The following is an 18,036-nucleotide window of genomic DNA, read 5'->3' on the forward strand; positions in this document are numbered from 1 at the left end:
CTGCCGTTCAGATGTTCGGCAGGGTGCGCGGATCGACGCCTTCCGGCACGATCAGCGTGCCGCGACGGTGGGAGAAGGAGCTGCGCACGTGCAACGGCATGCCGAATCGTTGCGCGTATTCCACGCAACGCAATGCCAGCACCTTGGAACCGCAGGACGACATTTCCAGCATCGATTCGTAGTCGATGACGGGAATGCGACGGGCGGTCGGCACGATACGCGGATCGGCGGTGAACACACCATCGACGTCGGTGTAGATTTCGCAGATGTCGGCGTCCAGCGCCACTGCGAGCGCGACGGCGGAAGTATCGGAACCGCCACGGCCGAGCGTGGTTGCGTCGCCGCCTTCGTTCACGCCTTGGAAACCGGCCACGATCGCCACGGAACCCTTATCCAATGCACGACGCACGCGATCGGGCTTCACGGCCTTGATATGCGCGGTGCCGAACTGCGCGTCGGTCATGAAACCAGCCTGGGAACCGGTGAACGAGTATGCATGAGAACCGGCCGCATGAATCGCCATAGCGAGCAAACTCATCGAAATACGCTCGCCTGCGGTCATCAGCATGTCCATCTCGCGCGCCGGCGGGTTGGAATCGATGCTGAGCGCCTGATCGATCAGGTCGTCGGTGGTGTCTCCCATGGCGGAGACCACGACGGCCACGTCATTGCCGGCGTTCTTCGTTTCGATGATGCGTCGGGCCACGCGCTTGATCGATTCTGGATCGGCTACGGAAGAGCCGCCAAACTTCTGCACGATGAGAGCCACAACTTATCCAATCTTCTTCAACGTATCACCTGCCTGATTCGGCAAGTGAAGCCTATTATAGGAAACATCCATTTTGTCAAGTCCAACCGCGCCCAACATGCGGAACACGTTGCTGGACAGCGGTTGAGTATGAGCTGGGCGCGGGACCGACGGCTCGCGGAGGCCATGCCAGCGGAGCTCATACGGCACGACGGCCGGCGAGCGCGCGGCCGAGGGTGATTTCGTCGGCGTATTCGAGGTCGCCGCCCACGGGTAGGCCGCTGGCGAGCCTTGTCACCTTGATGTCGGTCTGGCTCAACAGCTGCGAAAGGAAGCTGGTGGTGGCCTCGCCCTCCACGTTCGGGTTGAGCGCGAGGATCACTTCCTTGACTTCGCTGTCCTTAAGCCGTTCAAGGAGCTTCGCGATGTTGAGGTCGCTCGGCTGCACGTTCGCCATCGGGTTGATGACGCCGCCCAGCACATGGTACATGCCCCGGTATTCGCGCGTGCGTTCGATGCTCATCACGTCCTTCGGCTCTTCGACCACGCAGATCACGCTGTGGTCGCGGCGTGGATCAACACATACCGGGCATGGGCTGGTTTCGCACACGTTGCCGCAGATATCGCAGAACCGTACTTTTTCCTTGACTTCCGTGATGGCGTCGATCAGTGCCTGCGATTCCTCATCGGGCGCGCTGAGCAGGTAGAAGGCGATGCGTTGCGCGCCTTTCGGCCCGATGCCGGGCAGGTTGGCGAACGCGTCGATGAGTCGTTGGATGGCGCCGTCATAGGCCAAAGCCATGGTTCATACCTTTCGTTGACTGGTTGCCGCAGCCACGTTCCGGGCGACTGGCGTCTGATGGCCGGCGCCCGGTGATCGCCATACGATAAGCGACGTGCGGCGTGCGGTGGCCGGTGTCAGTCGTCAAGTGTTTTCTTCACCTGCATGTTGCGCGGATTGTGCGGATCGTCCGAGCTGAATTCCTCGACTTTCTTCACTTCGAACACCCTGTTCAGGTCGTTCATGTCCAAAGCGTTCGATGCGCCGATCGATTCGTCGCTCATGGAGTATTCGTCGTCTTCCGGGGCGACTTCAGGCTCCGGCGGTCCCGCCTGCACCGGCATGGGGGCTCCCCATGGGTCATCCGCGAATCCTGCCGGCGATGACGCCGGCTGCTGGGCCTGTTGCGATTGCATTTCGCGGGCGCTTTGCCGTGCGCTATGCCGTTCGCTGTGCTGTTCCGGCTGGTTTTGCCGCGGCTGCTCCGGCCCATTCGGTTGGCCTTGCTCCTGGCCGTCCATCTGCGGCGCGGGCAGTGGTGTGGCCCATGGGTCGACGTCATCGCTCACATCCGGCACGTCCACATGTTTTACGTGGTGTTCCGGCGGCTGCACGTCGTTGGCGTTGCCTTCGGCGATGGGCGTCTGCGGAATTGGGGTGTTCCACGGATCGTCGTCTTCCGGCTCCTTGGCAACCTCCTTGCCGAGGTTCGCGGTCAGCAATGTGGCGGCCTTCAGCTGTTCCTGCACCAGCTGCGCGTTGATCTTGCTCTGCTCTTCCGGGCTGAGCTTGCTCCACGGCACCGCGGTGGAACCGTCGGCAAGCTTCTTGGCCGGCGCGAGAGTGACATCGGGGCCGAACACCTTATGCACTTCGCCGCGCACGATCTGCACCACATTGGTGGTGCCGTCGACCGCTTCCTTGGCCACGGCCTTGGCGAACGCGTATTTGCTCAACGACTTGTCGAATTTAATCCACAGTCGGCCTTTGGCCCCGTCCAGCAGCACGCGGGGCACTTTCTCGCGGTCCACGTAGCGACGGACATCCTCAGGCAGGCCGGCAACGATCGCGTCCCACTTCTGGTCGGGAGTGCGATCGTCCGTTGCCGCAGGCTGGGGCGCGGACTGAGCCACGGACTGGGTGGGAGCGGATGGTTCGGCATTGGATAGTTTGGATGGCGCAGACTGCGTTTCAACCGGCTTGGACTCGGCTGAAGCGGCCGGCTCGCTGCCTTCCGACAGAGGTCCACCCATCGCCTGCTGGACTTCCGCCAATACGGAGGCCGCTCCGGAAACGACGGCATCGGCCGGATTCGTGGGAGCCGCGGACGGTTCCACGGCATGCCTTCCACGTGCCGATTGCGCGGCGTACCTACGGGAACCGGACGGACGTTGCGATTCAGACGCTGCGGCACCGCCCGCATGTCCAGCTTCCGGCATGCCGGACGATGGTGCGGCGGCTTGCGCGACCACGCCCGTCTCACGACCGGCAAGAAGGCGGGCGGCGAGCAGTTCCAGGCGCATGCGCGGCGAAATCGCACCGGTCATGTTGGCCAGCGTGGCGTTGATCGTATCCGCCATCTGCGTAAGCGCGGCCAATCCCAACGAAGCCGCCTGGCGATGCAGATCGTCCATGTTCTCGGTCGCGGTGTCGTCAGACAGCACGCTTTCCGCACGCTCACCGCCCAAGGTGAGCACCAGCAGGTCGCGCACGCGTGCCAGTAGGTCCTCAACGAAACGTCGGGGGTCGAATCCGCCGACCACGACCTTTTGAATGACGCCATACAGCGCCTCGCCGTTCTTGCCGGCGACGGCGTCGATTGCCTCGCCGATAAGCGCGTCCGGCGTGAAACCAAGCAGCGCGACCGCGGAATCGTAAGGAATCTTGCCGTCGACGGCACCGACCATCAGCTGGTCGAGCACGGACAGCGTGTCACGTACGGATCCGCCGCCGGCACGCATGGCCAAGCGCAGCACACCCGCTTCGGCCTCGATATGCTCGTCGGCGCAGATCTGCTCAAGATACGGGCCCATGACCTCCTGTGGCACCAGACGGAACGGATAGTGGTGGGTGCGGGAGCGAATGGTGCCGATCACCTTGTCCGGTTCGGTGGTGGCGAAGATGAACATGACATGCTCCGGCGGCTCCTCCACGATTTTCAGGAGCGCGTTGAAGCCCTGCGGCGTGACCATATGCGCCTCGTCGAGGATGAAGATTTTATAGCGATCACGGGCCGGAGCGAATCCGGCACGTTCGCGCAGTTCACGGGCGTCATCCACACCGTTATGGGAGGCGGCGTCGATTTCCACCACGTCGATGGAGCCGGGGCCGCCGGTGGCAAGGTCACGGCAGCTGGCGCATTCGCCGCACGGATGCGAGGTCGGACCTTTGGCGCAGTTGACGCAACGGGCCAGAATACGCGCGGAACTCGTTTTACCGCAGCCGCGCGGTCCGGAGAACAGATAGGCGTGCGTGAGTTTGTTCTCGTCAAGCGCACGCATCAGCGGAACCGTGACCTGATCCTGTCCGATCACGCCATCGAACGTGTCGGGACGATACCTTCTATACAGTGCCAGTGCCATCGCAAATTCCTTCCGCCGTAGTGTTCTAGAGTATCGATGAATTACGACACGTTCGCCAATCGGGAAGCGCCGAAGCCGACCATCTCCGCAAGTCCATCGCGTGTCTGTCTGATCTACAACCGGCGCAGCCGGTACTCTGGAAATCAGACATGAACCGTGTGATCGGCGTACCGTCGGTCACGAACGCTGACTGTTGCGCGCCTAAAACCCGTGCGTCACCACCATGCCGCACAAGGCGTTGCCACGCGATTGGGAGGAGAGAGCCATGACCGGGAAACCGGAAGCGTCCACCAGCACCATTGGAGACGCGCGTCGCTTGCAGATCGTGCAGGCGGCACGTGAGATCTGCTTGGAAAAAGGGTTTTCGAAGATCACGATCAGCGATATCGCCGAACGGGTCGGCATGACCAGATCGCTTTTCTACCACTATTTCCAAGACAAAGACCAGGTTGCGGATGCCGTGCTCGACGATGTCATCAGCGAAGTCATCGCCCGCCTGGAAGAGTGGAACGAGCATCGCGAGGCCGGCAACATCTCGAAGGCGCTTGACGATGTGGTGCGGCTGACCCGTTCGCTCATCGCCGATGAGGGCCCGTTCAGCCAACGTCTCATCGAGGATGGCAACGCTGCACTGTATCTGAGGTTCATCGACCGGACCGCGGACCGCATTTCCGAATACCTGTGCGGTTCCACGGTACGTGAATTCGAGGAAAAGCACGGCATGCCGATCCGCAACGAGCATGAGACCTTCTACACGCTGATCGTCGGCTTGATCTCGCTGATCAGACTGCATCCTGACATTGACGATGACATTGTCAGGCAGGTGGCGGCACAGACGCTGCATTTGGACGAATATCTGTGACGGTGCTCCCACGCGCGTCATTTCCGCCGGCAAGCAACATATAACGGCCGTTCAGTGTCCGGAGGGGCATCGAGCGGCACCGGCTGGCTGACGGAAAACGACGTCAGGCGAGGAATCTACCGGTAAGAGGGTCACGACCGTCACGTTTGATGGTTTCCAACACCCGTTCCTCGCTGTCGGCCGCCTGCGCTTCCGCCACGGCCGGCGGCACCAGCACACGCAGCGCACGGTCCTTGGCTAAGACCTTCACCGGCAAATGGCCCACGTATTCACCATCGGCCATCAACACCGGAGGCTCATCCCCTTCGGTGGCGCGGGTGATTTCAATGTCGCGCACCCGCTTCCATCCGAAAGCATGGCTGCCCAGCAGTCGGCCGTGGTAGGCGCGTGCCACCGCGTCCACGCACTCCCGGAAATTCGGCACATGGTCAAGCCACACCAGATCAAGCAGTCCGTCCGCGAACCGTGAATACGGGGACACCTCGATGCCGCCGCCGATATGGCGGGAATTGGCCACGGTGAGCAGTGGCGAGATGATATCCCGCTCCTCCACCGAACCGTCGGCCAGCGTGGCCTTGATGTGGTATCCGTAGCTTTTCATGCGTGTCAGCTCCACGATGACCGCGGCGAAATACCGCAGCGAGCCATTCGGCAGATGTGAATGATTGGCGCGGTCGTTGATGCTTGCGTCCAAACCGCACGACAGCATGCCCGCATAATAGCGGTCGATCGGCGAGCGCGACTGTGAAACATCGGTTCCGTCGGTCGAATCGATGGCATGACCGTCAGGCAACGAAGTCACCAAGCCCATGTCCACGTCGATATGCGTGCCGCGCACAATCGCACCGACAATGCCTTCAACGGCGGTTTCGACGCGATTGACCGGCAAATCCAGTCCGCGTGCGAAATCATTGCCGGAGCCGATGGCCACGATGCCGAGTGGTTTGCCGGAGCAGCCGACTGCGTTGGCGCCTAACGCGACCATGCCGTCGCCTCCGACCGCGACCAGATAATCGTATTCGTCGCCGCGGCGGCGGGCGTTGGCCAGGGAATCGTCGAAGCTTGTGCCGGTCACATCGATTACGTCGAAGCCATGCTTGCGTCCGGCTCCGCGCAGCAGATCAATGACATGACCGCCCACTTGGGCGCCCTTGCCTTTGTTCGATGTCGGATTGCAGACCACGGCAACGGTCGTATTCGCATGTGACGTCTTGCTCATACTTGTACGATAACCATGTTTCACGTCAAGCGCCAGATTGCCCATTACCTTCAGCTGAACATTCCGTGCCGTCATGCAACGACTGTCCGGCAATCTCCTAATCACAGGCAATAGGCCCCGCACGTGACTGCCGGACGACCCACGGTGCGAACGGCACCTGCGTGGCCGCCTGCACGGCGACCACCGCATCCTCGCCTTCAATGGCACAGGATTCGAGCCGGGTTCCATTGCCCGACGTTGTACGCGATGCGGCCGCGCACGGGTCGGCGGCACCGTCACGCAGCGACTGCGCGGCGGCCACCGACGCCAGGTCGGCCGTATTCTGCGCGCGATGCACGCACAGCAGCAGATTGCCTGCCATGGCGACCGCACCGAGCATGGCCGCGACGATTGCGATCAGCGCGACTCCCGATATGGTTCCGGAACCTTCGTCCGCGCCTTTCAACACATGCAACACTCGTCGCACATACTGTTTCACGTCATGTTTCACGGAAGTCGTTCCTTTCTTGCCGCGCATTGGAAGCCTTTCAAAAACCGTTACGGACAGCACGCTGTCATGAACATCGCAATCAGAAATACCGAGTTGCCTTGCCCACGACGCTGGCGGGCAGCACGCCGGTCGGATCCGCCGCAACCGGGCAACGCACCACAACGGTGACGCTGTTCGCATTGGCGGCGAACGACACCGTGGAACCGCCACCGGCAATGGTTTGCGCCGCGGCGCGGGCTTTCGCTTCGCCGCCGGCGTCAATCGCCATGGCCCTCGCACCGGCGGCCGCAGCGTCCTGACAGTTCATGGACACTATGGAGGCACGCCCCAAGCACAGCACCAGAATCGCCACCGCGGCCACGCAGGGAAGCACTACCGCGAATTCGGCGGTGACGGTTCCGCAATCGGCGTCACGGGCATGGCGTCTCCACCATCGCGCAAGCATGGTTACCCCACGCTCAACGCTTTCTTGATGAGGCCGGTCAGCAGCGTTTTCACGACATCCGATTTCACGATGGCGATCAGAACCGCGGCGAATGCCGTGGCCGCCACCAGCACCACCGCGTATTCGGCGGTGACCGCGCCCTTCTCCGGCTCGGCGGTCAGCAGGCGCATGCGCGCGTCCAATAGGCAGACCGCCTTATTGGCACGTTCCTTGGCCGCACATAACTTCTGGCCGACGCGACCCATCAGACCCGGCGAACCATCGACATTGATTGACATTGCGTCGTTCATGACGCTCCTTTCATTCGGCTAATCCCGGCCGATTGACCGGGTACGCTCAGTGTCAGGTATTGGCATCGGCGATGGCATGGTTTTCGTGGGTTGTGGTCGAAGAACGTGGGTTATCCACACCCTCGGCGTGTCATCCACACTTATCCACAAGCGATTAGGGCATGACGGAACGGACCGCGCATCATCCGTCATTCCGACCGCGGTCCGATTCGAGCAAATTTGAGCCAATTCGCACCAACCCGCACTACCCCATGGCGAATCGGCCGCTACAGAAACGACACCACCGCCGGAATCACGCCAATGGCGACAAAGGCCGGCAGCATGCACAGGCCGGTCGGTAGCAACAACCGAATCGACAGTTTCGCCGCCGACTGTTCAATCCGCGACCGTTCATCCCAATCCAGCTGCTCGATTGCGGTCGCCAACCGATTCACCGGCGAGGAGCCGCTCGACCATGATGAGGAGAACGCGTCACGGACCACGGCGCAATCATCATCGTCAGGCCATGCCTCATTCCATGGCATGCCACTATTCAGCCGTTCTCCAGCCGAGCGCAATCCACCGCCGAACTCGCCTTCCACAATGTTTCCGACCGTAATCAGCGCGCGTGGAATGGACGCTCCTTGACGTATCGCCACGCTCAACATTTCCAATATCAAGGGCAATGGCAGATTGCATGACCGCACGTCGGAATCGGGCGGATTTCTGGCTGGCGACCATTCATACAGCCATGTCGCGCCAGCGGCGCCCACCGCTGCCAGCATCGGCCATGCCAAGCTCATCGCACATGCTCCTGCCGCATCAGCCTGCGAATCCAATACCAGCCGACGGCATAACAGCAGCCGGCGAAGCCGAGGCACATCCATCCTTTCACGTCTTCCACAAGGAATCGCAAGGGATGGGCTCCCATGCATTCCCCTAGCATCACCGTCAGCAACGGCAATGCCATCAGCAGCTTCACCGTGGCCTGCGGCATGGCAAAAGCGTTGACACGCAAGTCGTCGAGCAGCCGTCGCCGCTTCAACGACGCCGCGACGGCCTCCAGGCATCGGCTCATCTCGCAGCCCAACTGCAGACTCAACGTGCAGGCCGCATGAAGTTCCACACCAAGCTGATCCACATGCTTGTGTTGTTCCTGAAGCGAGCAGCGGCTTCGTACGGCCATGTCAATACGGAAACGGGTCAGTTCAGGCACTGCGAAAGGAGCGCCCTGTAATTCCTCGAACGCTTGGACCAAGGTGGCTCCGCTGCGTACGGACGCCCGCAGCGCGGCCACGCATGCGGCAGCGCCGATGGTCGGCATCCGTGGCGATGCATCCCGGTTTTCCCCATCGTTCCGGACTGTTCTGCCATGCCCGTCGGATTCATCATCACAAGTTCCATCTCCATCGGCCCCGCCGCTATCGTCAGCCGAACGAAGCCCGAAGCGAACCAGCACACGCTGTAATCGCCGCAATCCCGCCCATTCCGCGTTCCGATTCAGCCACAGCCAGACGGCCATCGACGCCAGCCATGCGGCGCAATATTCCCAACCACACGCATCACGCATCATGCGCTCCATCGGCTCATGAATCCATCCCAACGTTGGCCGGCACGGACCGTACGGCCATCCCAGGCGGCCAGCAGACGCCCATGCAATCGCCCTTCCACCGCTTCCAATCTGCCGACCTGCGCAATGCGCCGTCTGCCGGCGATACGTTCCACATGAAGCACCACGTCGAACGCATCCTCGGCGAGCGCCGCCGTGGCGCGTGGCTCCAATCCGGCCAGCAAACCCAATGAGACCAATCGCGCCGGAACCGCCTCCACTTGATTGGCGTGCAATGTGGTCATGCCGCCTCGATGCCCGGAATTCAAGGCTCTGAGCAGATCCACGACTTCACCGCCACGGCATTCGCCGACCACCACGCGGTCCGGTCTCATGCGCAGCGTCGCGCAGATCAGTTCGGAAAGGCCTATGCCGCCGGCACCTTCCGTGTTGGCTTCGCGTGTGACCAGAGACACGTGGTTGGCATGTTGGATCATGCCCAATTCGCGCACTTCCTCGACGGTGACGATGCGCTCGTTCGGCGGGCATCGCATCAGCATGGCTTTGAGCATCGTGGTTTTGCCGGCACCGGTGCCGCCTGTCACCAGCACGCTTGCCTTGCGGGACACCAGTCCGGCCAGCAGGGGCAGCCATTCGGCTGGAAACATGCCGTTGCGCGCCAACGATTCCAGATTGGGCGAGACCGCGTCGGGCAATCGTATGCTGATGGCCGCGCCTTGCGGCACCAGTGGTGCGATGACGGCGTGCACGCGCAGACCGTCCACGGTGGAGGCGTCGGCGATCGGGCAGGCGTCGTCAAGCCGTCGGCCAAGTTGCGAGCATAATCGCACTGCGAATTCACGAATCGACTGCGCTGACGGAAAGCATCGGCGCAGCAGACATACTTCCTGCATGCCTTGGCCGCAATCCGCCCAAACCGTGCCGTCGCAGGTCACCGCGATGTCCGTGACGCCCGGCTGCGAGGCGATGGCGCTAAGGGGTCCGAGTTCCATGCTTCACCCGCTTGCCTTCCAACGATTCCTGCAGTTCATCCGTGAGCGCGGCCAAGGCTTTGACGGTTTGGCGGTTCGGCCTGCGCAGGCCCAGGCCGTCCAGCAGTTCGCCGCACAGCTTGGCGTCCGGTTTGACAACCGCCGCGAGGGAATGGCCAAGATAGTTTTCCGTCTCTTCCAGCGTGGTCACGCCACGTCCACGTGCCACGCCGCGTGGTTCAACGCCGACGATATGGCCATGTTTCTGCCGTTCCGCCGTTCCACGCGATTTCATGGCCACTTTGGCTCGGGCCAGTCCGAGCACCGTCATTTCGACCACGGTGATGTGTGTGGCCTGGGCCAGTTCCGGAATGTCATCGAGTCCACGCCATTGCCCGGCGTCCACGATCACCGCGTCCTTCACCTGCGCGAGCGCGCGGATGCATGCCTGGATCTCCCAGGATTGCGGGTTTTCGCTTCGCCAGGGATTGCAGGCCAGCAGCGGCACGCCATCCCACACGGGCAGTTCTCGCAGCAGCGCTTTGCCGTCCACTTTGCCGAGCGGGGCGCTGATGTCTCCGAAGCGTGAACCGTCTTCATCTTCCACACCGAGCAGCACGTCAAGACCGCCACCGTTGAGATCTGCGTCTACCAGCACGCTTTTGCATCCACGTTCCGTTAGTTCGCGGGCCAGCAGCGCCGCCAACGTGCTGGCACCGACTCCGGCGACGGCGGATCCGACCACCACGACGTTGAGTGGAGCAGGTTCCGGTTGCGCTTCAACGGGTTTCATCCGTGTGGACGACGATTCCAACGGCGAACCCATGAAACCGCCCGCCACGGCAGGCCCGGCCCATCGTGCCGACGTTCGCGCGTCCACGGCGTTCTGCGGCGTATAGAACCGTTGCGGCGAGACCGTTTCCCGCCGAACGGTTTGCTGGGATCGAGTCGGCTGCCGCACTCTGGCCGCTGGCTGCGACCGGATTTTCGGCGAACACGTCACGCGCACGTCACGGCCTCCGTATGACGGCAATGGGACCGGAGGGACCTGTAATGAAGAAATTGCATCGCTCATACCGCCGATTGAAAAACGAAACCGCACATGGATTCAAGCCGAAACGGCACCTGTGGTCGGAGAATGTGGGTTATCCACACCCTCGGCGTGTCATCCACACTTATCCACATCGCAACGCGATTCGGCACATCGCAAGACATTACGCAACGCAGCACGGCGCAGCGCAACAAAAAAGGAAGACCCGCCGAAGCGGGCCTTCCTGCAAGAATCTTCGGAGCAGAATCGCTGCACAACAACATCGTCGTAACGGTAAGTCTATCCAATGCCCGTTCAACGTAACAACCTATCTCGGTCATACACACCTTGTGGGGCTCTGCTCTTCAGTTGTTCTTGTACTTCGTAATTATGCTCGCCATTGCGGCAAGTGCAAACCGAAACGGGACGATGTTCCGTATTTATCGCAACTGTTGCTTTCCGATCGCAAGAATCGCAAAAATGCTCCATGCTGTGCGAATCGCAACGCTTGCCTGTTCATTCACGTTCATTTGCCCCGAAAAAACGGCGTGTCGGAAGCATATTTCACCAACTCGGCGAACGAATGTTAACTCCTGCTTAATTTTCCTGAGTTTTGCAAGACATTCCAAGCACTTGAGGATAAAGTAGATAACTATGGCACAGATTTTTGACGCACCCTCAAAGGCGATTCTGCGCAGCCAGATAGCTGAGCATATCGCTGAGACCGATAAGAACGATAAGCGCGAGCTTCAGGCAGGCGAGGAACCGCTGCCGAACGACCGTTTCTTCGACCGTGAGCTGAGCTGGCTGAAGTTCAACAAGCGCGTCCTCGAGCTTGCACAGGATGAGGACCTGCCGGTCATCGAACGCGCGAGCTTCGCCGCGATCTTCGCGAACAACCTCGACGAGTTCTTCATGGTCCGCGTGGCCGGCCTGAAGCGCCGCATCGACACCGGCATCGCCGTGACGGCCGCTTCCGGACTGAGCCCGAGGCAGCAGCTGCGCGCCATCAGCGAGCAGGCCCACCGCCTGCAGGACGAGCACGCGCATTACATCATCGATCACATCCTCCCCGACCTGGCGAAGGAACAGATCGTGCTGCTGAGCTGGGACAAGCTCACCGCGGCCGAGCAGGAGCGCCTGTCGCGCTACTACCGTCAGCAGGTGTTCCCGGTTCTGACGCCGCTTGCCGTGGATCCGGCCCACCCGTTCCCGTACATTTCCGGCGGTTCCCTCAACCTCGCCGTGCTGGTGGAGAATCCGGCATCCGGCAAGTCGCACTTCGCCCGCGTGAAGGTTCCTGGCAACCTGAACCGACTCGTGCCGGTCGACGATCTGACCGAAGACGAGAGCACCAACGTGCGCTATGGCTTCATCACCATGGAGAACCTGATCATCGCCCACCTGGAATCCCTGTTCCCGGGCATGATCATCAAGGAGGCCCGCTCCTTCCGCGTCACCCGTAACGAGGACATCGACGTGGAAGAGGATGATGCCGAGAACCTGCTCAACGCCATGGAGAAGGAACTGCTGCGCCGTCGTTTCGGACCGCCGATCCGTTTGGAGATCTCCGACGAGACCAGCCCGTTCCTGTCCCAGCTGCTCGCCGACCAGCTGCGCGTGAGCGCCGACGAGGTCTACCGCCTGCCGGCGCCGCTTGACGCGACCGTGCTGTTCGAGCTCGGAGGCATCGACCGTCCGGATCTCAAGTACCGTCCGTTCATTCCGACCACCAATCGTCAGATCGCCGAAGTCGAATCGTCCCGTGCGCAGGACATTTTCGCCGCCATCCGCGAGCGCGACATCCTGCTGCACCACCCGTACGATTCCTTCTCGACGTCCGTGCAGGCGTTCCTGGCGCAGGCCGCGGCCGATCCGAAGGTGCTGGCCATCAAGCAGACGCTGTACCGTACGTCCAGCAATTCGCCGATCATCGACGCGCTGATCGACGCCGCGCATGCCGGCAAGCAGGTGCTGGCGCTGGTCGAGATCAAGGCGCGTTTCGACGAGGACGCCAACATCGCGTGGGCCCGCAAGCTGGAACGCGCGGGCGTGCACGTGGTGTACGGCATCGTCGGCCTGAAGACCCACTGCAAGCTGAGCCTTGTGGTGCGTCAGGAAGCCGACGGCCTGCGTCGTTACTGCCACGTGGGCACCGGTAACTACAATCCGAAGACCGCACGTATCTACACCGACCTGGGCCTGCTGACCTGCGATCCGGTGGTCGGTCAGGATATGACCCGCCTGTTCAACCAGCTGTCCGGCTACGCGCCGAAGTCGAGCTTCCACCGTCTGCTGGTGGCGCCGCGCACCGTGCGTTCCGGCTTGATTCAGCGCATCCGCCGCGAGGAGGACGCCGCACGCGCCGGCAAGGAGGCGTGGATCAAGATCAAGGTCAATTCCATCGTCGACGAGAAGACCATCGACGCGCTGTACCGTGCAAGCCAGGCCGGCGTGAAGATCGACATCGTCGAACGTGGCATCTGCGCGCTCAAGCCGGGCGTTCCGGGACTTTCCGAGAACATCCGCGTGCGTTCGATCCTGGGCCGTTTCCTTGAGCACAGCCGTATTTACGCGTTCGCCAACTCCGATGGTCCGCAGATCGGCGAAGGCCCTGCGGCCGGTCCGGAAGTGTGGATTGGTTCCGCCGATTTGATGCACCGCAACCTCGACCGTCGAGTCGAAGCGCTGGTCCGCATCGTGGCTCCGGAGCAGATCGACGAGCTCATCAAGTACGTCGATCTGCAGATGGCCGATTCCACCGCGTCTTGGCATATGCAGGCCGATGGCACCTATGTGCGCCATTGCAAGGATGAGGAAGGTCGACCGCTGGTCGACAGCCAGGAATACCTCATCAAGAAACACACGCGTCGACCGGTAAGGCACTGATCGATCGAGGCGAATGGCCGGTTCCGCACCTTGCGGGCCCGGCCATTTTCTGTATGTTCGGACGTCACGCGCCGCCGCCAGCCCGGCCCAGCCTAGAATAGGACAATATGAGCGAAAAGATGAGACGCATCGTGGAAGCCGCCGGCGGCATCGTATGGCGATGGAAGGCGGGCAGCGATATCGCGAACGATCCTGCGATCGCCAGTAGCAAATCTGCGCAGGAACAGCTCGACAGCATTGAAGTATGTATCGTGCACCGTCCGAAGTATGACGATTGGAGCTGGCCGAAAGGCAAGCTCGAGCAGAACGAGACGCATCGGCATGCGGCGGTGCGTGAAATCGGCGAAGAGACGGGGTCGCCGGTCAAACTCGGACCGTATCTGTGCGAAGTCGAATACCCGTTGTCCGAAGAGGGCAAGAAGACCCGGCATTCGCACGATTGCACGGCCGACACCAAGCACACGTTGTATTGGATGGCGCAGCCGATTTCCGCCGACGATGCCGAACATCTGCTGGACGCGTTCGGCCCGGTGCACCGCGCGGACGTGGGCGAGATCAACGATATCGTCTGGGTTTCCGTGCGTGAGGCGCGCAAAATACTGTCTCATTCGACCGATAAGGACACGTTGGCAGTGTTCGTGGACCGCGTGCAGGAGGGTGGCGCGACCGCGCAGAATCTGCTGATCGTACGCCATGCGAAGGCTGAATCGCGCAAGTCGTGGAAGGGCACCGACGCGAACCGTCCGATCACGCCGAAAGGCGCGGCGATGGCGTTTGCCCTCAACCGCGAGCTCGCCTGTTTCAACCCGACGCGACTGGCCACCTCGCCGTGGCTGCGCTGCCAGGAGACGTTGCAGGTGCTGAGCTGGCAGACCGAACGGCCGATGGAACACATCAACGCGTTGACGGAGGACGCGTTCGCCGAGCATCCGGCGGCCTCATGGCTGGCGTTCCGCGAGCAGATCACGCAGACGCTCAACAGCCGCGAAACCACGGCCATCTGCATGCACCGGCCGGTCATCGGCGGCATGTACGACCATTTGCGCGGCCTGTGCGCGCGTAAGCAGCTTGCCAAGCAGCTCATCGCAAAATCGCCATACATGCCTACCGGCACCGCCATGTCGCTGTTCATCATCGACACACCGCAAGGCCCCAGCATCATCGACATTCAGAAGGTCTCCCCCATTGTCTACTAACATGCACTACGGTTCCGGTTCAGTCGTTCCCAGCCGTTCCGCCGGTTTCACGAACACCGGTTCGCCGCGTCCGGCACGCCCCGGCCAGCTCGACCAGATGATGGCCGACAATATCGCCGGCGGCGCCGATCCGGCGGAAATCAACGAAATGTGCCATGCGTCGGCCGCGGCGCTGCTTGACCGCGTGCACCACACGCAGGACGCCGAACTGGTGGAACGTGTGCTGACGCTGGTGGACCGCGAAGGCGTGGACGTGATCGCCGAATTGTGGAGCCATGCCGACCCCGACTCGCTGCCGGGCATTCTGTGGCGACTGTATCTGCTGCGTACGTGGATGCGGAAGAACCGCGAATCGATCGCGCGACTGTGGCGCGTCGGCGAGCCCGTCGCCACCACCGCTTCCGCGATTGCCGGCGTGGACCAGGCACCGACGGAAGACGACATCGCACGTACCGCCGATTCGATTTTGGCCGGCGCGTTTACAGGCGATTTCGCCGTGGCACTTGAGCGGGCCGCCGCCTTCACCGACGTGGTTGCGTTGGGATTGCGTATCGAAGCGCGCAAACTGGCTTCGTTGGGCGGTTCCAGCGAGGCCGGATCATCTGATGTTTCCGACGGTTCCGCTGCGTCTGCTGCGGCCGGCAGCCGCCCGTCGGCCGTTGAGAAGCGGGCGCGCGCGAAGGCTGCGAAACTGATGCACACAGCCGGCAACCTGTTCGCCACGGCCAAGGATTTCCGCCACGGGGCGAATCTGTGGCGGCGCGGACGATTGGAATAGGCCGTTCCACTGTCGTTTTCCACTACTGCTTTCCACCGCCGCTTTCCGTAATTTTCTCCCGTTTCATACCCCACGCGACACGGCGCTGCAAAGCGTCGAGCGCGACTGTACAATAGGAATTCGCGCCGGGCCATGCATAGCCCCGGGCTCCATTTTTTGCCGCTGCGAGCGGCCTTTGCGCCGACAGGCGCTTTCGTGGTTCGGCGCTTTTCTCCTCTTTTGATGTTTTCCTGATTTTTCTCTGGCTTTCTTGCGATTTTCGATTGCCATCCAATCGGCGCTCATCTGGGTTTCATCTGACCGACCTACCGGCGCGTTGCCGAACAGCCGATACATGGACTACGCTTAGAAACCATGGATATTCATGTTTTGAACCACCCGCTGGTGGACCACAAGCTCACCGTTCTTCGCGACAAGAACACTCCGTCCTCCACGTTCCGCGAGCTCGTTTCCGAACTCGTGATGCTCGAGGCCTACGAAGCCACCCGCGACATCGAAGTCGTGGACAAGCCCATCGAAACCCCGGTGGCTCCGATGATCGGCAAGCACATCGCCGCCCCGGCTCCGATTATCGTGCCGGTGCTGCGCGCGGGTCTGGGCATGCTGGACGGCATGACCAAGATGATTCCGTCCGCTGAAGTCGGCTTCCTCGGCATGAAGCGCGACGAGGAGAACCCGACCCAGCAGATCACGTACGCGAACCGTCTGCCGGAGGATCTCACCGGCCGTCAGTGCTTCCTGATCGACCCGATGCTCGCCACCGGCGGCACGCTCGTTGCGGCCACCCACTATCTGGCCGAGCGCGGTGCGAAGGACATCACCGCAGTGTGCATTCTGGGCGCTCCGGAAGGTCTGAAGTTCGTTGAGGAAAACCTCGACCCGTCCATCAAGTTCAAGCTGGTGCTGTGCGCCGTCGATGAGAAGCTCAACGACAAGTGCTACATCGTGCCGGGCTTGGGCGACGCCGGCGACCGTCTGTACGGCGTGATCGACTGACCGCATCAGAGCTCAACCGAATCAACCCAATCAGTCAATCAAGTAAATCGAATAAAAACGGCCTGCCACAACGCAAATCATGCGGCGGCAGGCCGAAATCATATGTAAAACCTCTACTGCTCGTCGGGGACGAACGCCTCGAAGATGTGGTGGTCGAACCAGTCATCGCACTGGGCGAGCTCATCGCGGCTACGCACCGTCCACGACACGGGAACGGCACCCATGAAACGAGCCAACCGCACCTGCGGGCTGTTGCCGCCATGCCAGTCGTAGGCGACGAAATCAGGGCGGGAAATCCAGTCGAAAATCAACGCACCGGCCGCATATTCCTTGGCGAGCGCGGCCGGATCAGACGGCTTCTCCTCCCCTTGCGGCCACCAGGAAAGCTGGCCACGGCACACTTCCGGACGGTTCTCCTTGTACCAGTTCACGGCGGCCGGGTTGAACGATTCGATTACGTACTTGCCGGAGTATGCCTGCAGCAGTGCGTCGCCCTTCTCCATAAGCTCCACGTCGCGCGGATCCCACTTGGAGTTGTCATCGAACTTATATTCCACAATCAGCGGCACACGACCAGCCACCACTTTGAGCACGTCGGCGAATAGCGGCACATGCTGATAGTAGCCTTCCGGCGCGTTGTCCGGCGTGGTGACCAGCGGCGGTTCCTCCAATGCCAACGGCAGCGGCGCGGCCTTGCATGCGCCCGGAGCGTCGGTCGGGAACAGCGGAATACGAGTCAGCTCGTCATACGTGAGATCGGCGATACGGCGCGGATCTCCGGCAACACGCATCAGGTCGCCGTCATGCACCACCACGACCTCGCCATCGCGCGTCATCTGCAGGTCCAGTTCGATACCGTACCCGGCTTCACAGGCGGCTGCGAACGCGGCAAGCGAGTTTTCAGGGGCAATCACGCCGGGTGTATCAGGGCTGCCGTACCCGGCTTTCATGGCCATGCGGCGGGCGAGCGCCACGTATTCGCCGCTTTCGTTGGCGTATTGCGCGGTCAGGCCGGAACCGGCGTCATGCAGACCGCGGTGCGCGTACCACACGTCCGGAACGGCCGGCACATAGTTGCGCCGCTTGTCGGAGAAGGAACGCGGGGCGATCGCCCACACCGCGGCTCCTGCAGCGACTGCGCCACCGAGCAGCACTTTGTTGACGAATGATTTGGACATGGGCTTTCCTCCCTTACGCGGCCGCTCGCGCA

Annotated in this window: 17 protein-coding genes; 5 read left to right on the forward strand and 12 right to left on the reverse strand. The window is 61.8% G+C overall.

Annotated features, from left to right (window positions below; genetic code table 11):
- Positions 1-7: 7 nt before the first annotated feature.
- The 3 genes from Q5H31_RS05655 to dnaX form a co-directional block, all read right to left on the reverse strand.
- Entirely contained in the window at positions 8-769 is a 762-nt protein-coding gene (locus Q5H31_RS05655) for an aspartate kinase (RefSeq protein WP_003807502.1), read from the reverse strand.
- A 178-nt stretch (positions 770-947) separates the two neighbouring features.
- On the reverse strand, positions 948-1,550 hold the full coding sequence (gene recR / locus Q5H31_RS05660; protein WP_151908294.1) for a recombination mediator RecR: 603 nt from the start codon (positions 1,548-1,550) through the stop codon (positions 948-950).
- Between the two features lie 116 nt (positions 1,551-1,666).
- On the reverse strand, positions 1,667-4,111 hold the full coding sequence (dnaX, locus tag Q5H31_RS05665; RefSeq protein ID WP_195394212.1) for a DNA polymerase III subunit gamma/tau: 2,445 nt from the start codon (positions 4,109-4,111) through the stop codon (positions 1,667-1,669).
- Between the two features lie 265 nt (positions 4,112-4,376).
- Here dnaX and Q5H31_RS05670 point away from each other — a divergent pair, with 265 nt between their 5' ends.
- Positions 4,377-4,973, forward strand: coding sequence for a TetR/AcrR family transcriptional regulator (locus tag Q5H31_RS05670; RefSeq protein ID WP_151918836.1), 597 nt, complete (start codon positions 4,377-4,379; stop codon positions 4,971-4,973).
- Positions 4,974-5,076: 103 nt separating this feature from the next.
- On the opposite strand, the gene Q5H31_RS05675 is transcribed toward Q5H31_RS05670, so the two are convergent.
- The 8 genes from Q5H31_RS05675 to Q5H31_RS05710 form a co-directional block, all read right to left on the reverse strand.
- Positions 5,077-6,192 (reverse strand): diacylglycerol kinase family protein, encoded by a 1,116-nt coding sequence (locus tag Q5H31_RS05675; RefSeq protein ID WP_107646576.1) that lies wholly within the window; start codon positions 6,190-6,192, stop codon positions 5,077-5,079.
- Between the two features lie 97 nt (positions 6,193-6,289).
- Entirely contained in the window at positions 6,290-6,682 is a 393-nt protein-coding gene (locus Q5H31_RS05680) for an Rv3654c family TadE-like protein (protein WP_227561380.1), read from the reverse strand.
- A gap of 79 nt (positions 6,683-6,761) precedes the next feature.
- On the reverse strand, positions 6,762-7,127 hold the full coding sequence (locus tag Q5H31_RS05685) for a TadE family type IV pilus minor pilin (RefSeq protein WP_003807487.1): 366 nt from the start codon (positions 7,125-7,127) through the stop codon (positions 6,762-6,764).
- 2 nt (positions 7,128-7,129) lie between these two features.
- The gene (locus Q5H31_RS05690; protein ID WP_003807484.1) at positions 7,130-7,417 is read right to left on the reverse strand and encodes a DUF4244 domain-containing protein; all 288 of its coding nucleotides are present in this window, start codon (positions 7,415-7,417) and stop codon (positions 7,130-7,132) included.
- A 266-nt stretch (positions 7,418-7,683) separates the two neighbouring features.
- The gene (locus tag Q5H31_RS05695) at positions 7,684-8,199 is read right to left on the reverse strand and encodes a type II secretion system F family protein (RefSeq protein WP_302457582.1); all 516 of its coding nucleotides are present in this window, start codon (positions 8,197-8,199) and stop codon (positions 7,684-7,686) included.
- Positions 8,196-8,978, reverse strand: a complete 783-nt coding sequence (locus Q5H31_RS05700) for a type II secretion system F family protein (RefSeq protein ID WP_302457583.1) — start codon at positions 8,976-8,978, stop codon at positions 8,196-8,198. Before Q5H31_RS05700 ends, Q5H31_RS05695 begins: the two co-directional genes overlap by 4 nt.
- Positions 8,966-9,958 carry a CpaF family protein gene (locus Q5H31_RS05705; RefSeq protein ID WP_039774664.1) on the reverse strand — a complete coding sequence of 331 codons (993 nt, stop codon included), beginning with the start codon at positions 9,956-9,958 and terminating at the stop codon, positions 8,966-8,968. Before Q5H31_RS05705 ends, Q5H31_RS05700 begins: the two co-directional genes overlap by 13 nt.
- Positions 9,939-10,763 carry a P-loop NTPase gene (locus Q5H31_RS05710; protein WP_223895264.1) on the reverse strand — a complete coding sequence of 275 codons (825 nt, stop codon included), beginning with the start codon at positions 10,761-10,763 and terminating at the stop codon, positions 9,939-9,941. Before Q5H31_RS05710 ends, Q5H31_RS05705 begins: the two co-directional genes overlap by 20 nt.
- Before the next feature lie 858 nt (positions 10,764-11,621).
- On the opposite strand from Q5H31_RS05710, the gene Q5H31_RS05715 reads away from it, so the two are divergent.
- The 4 genes from Q5H31_RS05715 to upp all read left to right on the forward strand — a co-directional run bounded on the left by Q5H31_RS05715 (position 11,622) and on the right by upp (position 16,826).
- Positions 11,622-13,856, forward strand: a complete 2,235-nt coding sequence (locus tag Q5H31_RS05715) for an RNA degradosome polyphosphate kinase (protein ID WP_003807470.1) — start codon at positions 11,622-11,624, stop codon at positions 13,854-13,856.
- 107 nt (positions 13,857-13,963) lie between these two features.
- Positions 13,964-15,052, forward strand: a complete 1,089-nt coding sequence (locus Q5H31_RS05720; RefSeq protein ID WP_046999020.1) for an NUDIX hydrolase — start codon at positions 13,964-13,966, stop codon at positions 15,050-15,052.
- Between the two features lies 1 nt (position 15,053).
- Complete coding sequence (locus tag Q5H31_RS05725; protein WP_055680378.1) at positions 15,054-15,830, forward strand: hypothetical protein; 777 nt, start codon at positions 15,054-15,056, stop codon at positions 15,828-15,830.
- Between the two features lie 354 nt (positions 15,831-16,184).
- Positions 16,185-16,826 carry a uracil phosphoribosyltransferase gene (gene upp, locus Q5H31_RS05730; RefSeq protein WP_003807463.1) on the forward strand — a complete coding sequence of 214 codons (642 nt, stop codon included), beginning with the start codon at positions 16,185-16,187 and terminating at the stop codon, positions 16,824-16,826.
- 113 nt (positions 16,827-16,939) lie between these two features.
- Here the strand turns inward: upp and Q5H31_RS05735 are convergent, their stop codons facing one another.
- Positions 16,940-18,004, reverse strand: a complete 1,065-nt coding sequence (locus tag Q5H31_RS05735; protein ID WP_302457584.1) for a glycerophosphodiester phosphodiesterase family protein — start codon at positions 18,002-18,004, stop codon at positions 16,940-16,942.
- Positions 18,005-18,036: the final 32 nt, after the last annotated feature.

The sequence above is a fragment of the uncultured Bifidobacterium sp. genome, from assembly GCF_959020155.1.
Lineage (GTDB): Bacteria > Actinomycetota > Actinomycetes > Actinomycetales > Bifidobacteriaceae > Bifidobacterium.

What these genes read in the sequence shown, in the direction of transcription:
- recR (WP_151908294.1), bottom strand. Translation starts at nt 1,550, where the DNA reads ATGGCTTTGGCCTATGACGGCGCCATCCAACGACTCATCGACGCGTTC.
- Q5H31_RS05685 (WP_003807487.1), bottom strand. Translation starts at nt 7,127, where the DNA reads ATGCTTGCGCGATGGTGGAGACGCCATGCCCGTGACGCCGATTGCGGA.
- Q5H31_RS05705 (WP_039774664.1), bottom strand. Translation starts at nt 9,958, where the DNA reads ATGGAACTCGGACCCCTTAGCGCCATCGCCTCGCAGCCGGGCGTCACG.
- upp (WP_003807463.1), top strand. Translation starts at nt 16,185, where the DNA reads ATGGATATTCATGTTTTGAACCACCCGCTGGTGGACCACAAGCTCACC.
- Q5H31_RS05675 (WP_107646576.1), bottom strand. Translation starts at nt 6,192, where the DNA reads ATGAGCAAGACGTCACATGCGAATACGACCGTTGCCGTGGTCTGCAAT.
- Q5H31_RS05735 (WP_302457584.1), bottom strand. Translation starts at nt 18,004, where the DNA reads ATGTCCAAATCATTCGTCAACAAAGTGCTGCTCGGTGGCGCAGTCGCT.
- Q5H31_RS05720 (WP_046999020.1), top strand. Translation starts at nt 13,964, where the DNA reads ATGAGCGAAAAGATGAGACGCATCGTGGAAGCCGCCGGCGGCATCGTA.
- Q5H31_RS05670 (WP_151918836.1), top strand. Translation starts at nt 4,377, where the DNA reads ATGACCGGGAAACCGGAAGCGTCCACCAGCACCATTGGAGACGCGCGT.
- Q5H31_RS05710 (WP_223895264.1), bottom strand. Translation starts at nt 10,763, where the DNA reads ATGGGTTCGCCGTTGGAATCGTCGTCCACACGGATGAAACCCGTTGAA.
- Q5H31_RS05715 (WP_003807470.1), top strand. Translation starts at nt 11,622, where the DNA reads ATGGCACAGATTTTTGACGCACCCTCAAAGGCGATTCTGCGCAGCCAG.
- dnaX (WP_195394212.1), bottom strand. Translation starts at nt 4,111, where the DNA reads ATGGCACTGGCACTGTATAGAAGGTATCGTCCCGACACGTTCGATGGC.
- Q5H31_RS05700 (WP_302457583.1), bottom strand. Translation starts at nt 8,978, where the DNA reads ATGGAGCGCATGATGCGTGATGCGTGTGGTTGGGAATATTGCGCCGCA.
- Q5H31_RS05690 (WP_003807484.1), bottom strand. Translation starts at nt 7,417, where the DNA reads ATGAACGACGCAATGTCAATCAATGTCGATGGTTCGCCGGGTCTGATG.
- Q5H31_RS05725 (WP_055680378.1), top strand. Translation starts at nt 15,054, where the DNA reads ATGCACTACGGTTCCGGTTCAGTCGTTCCCAGCCGTTCCGCCGGTTTC.
- Q5H31_RS05695 (WP_302457582.1), bottom strand. Translation starts at nt 8,199, where the DNA reads ATGAGCTTGGCATGGCCGATGCTGGCAGCGGTGGGCGCCGCTGGCGCG.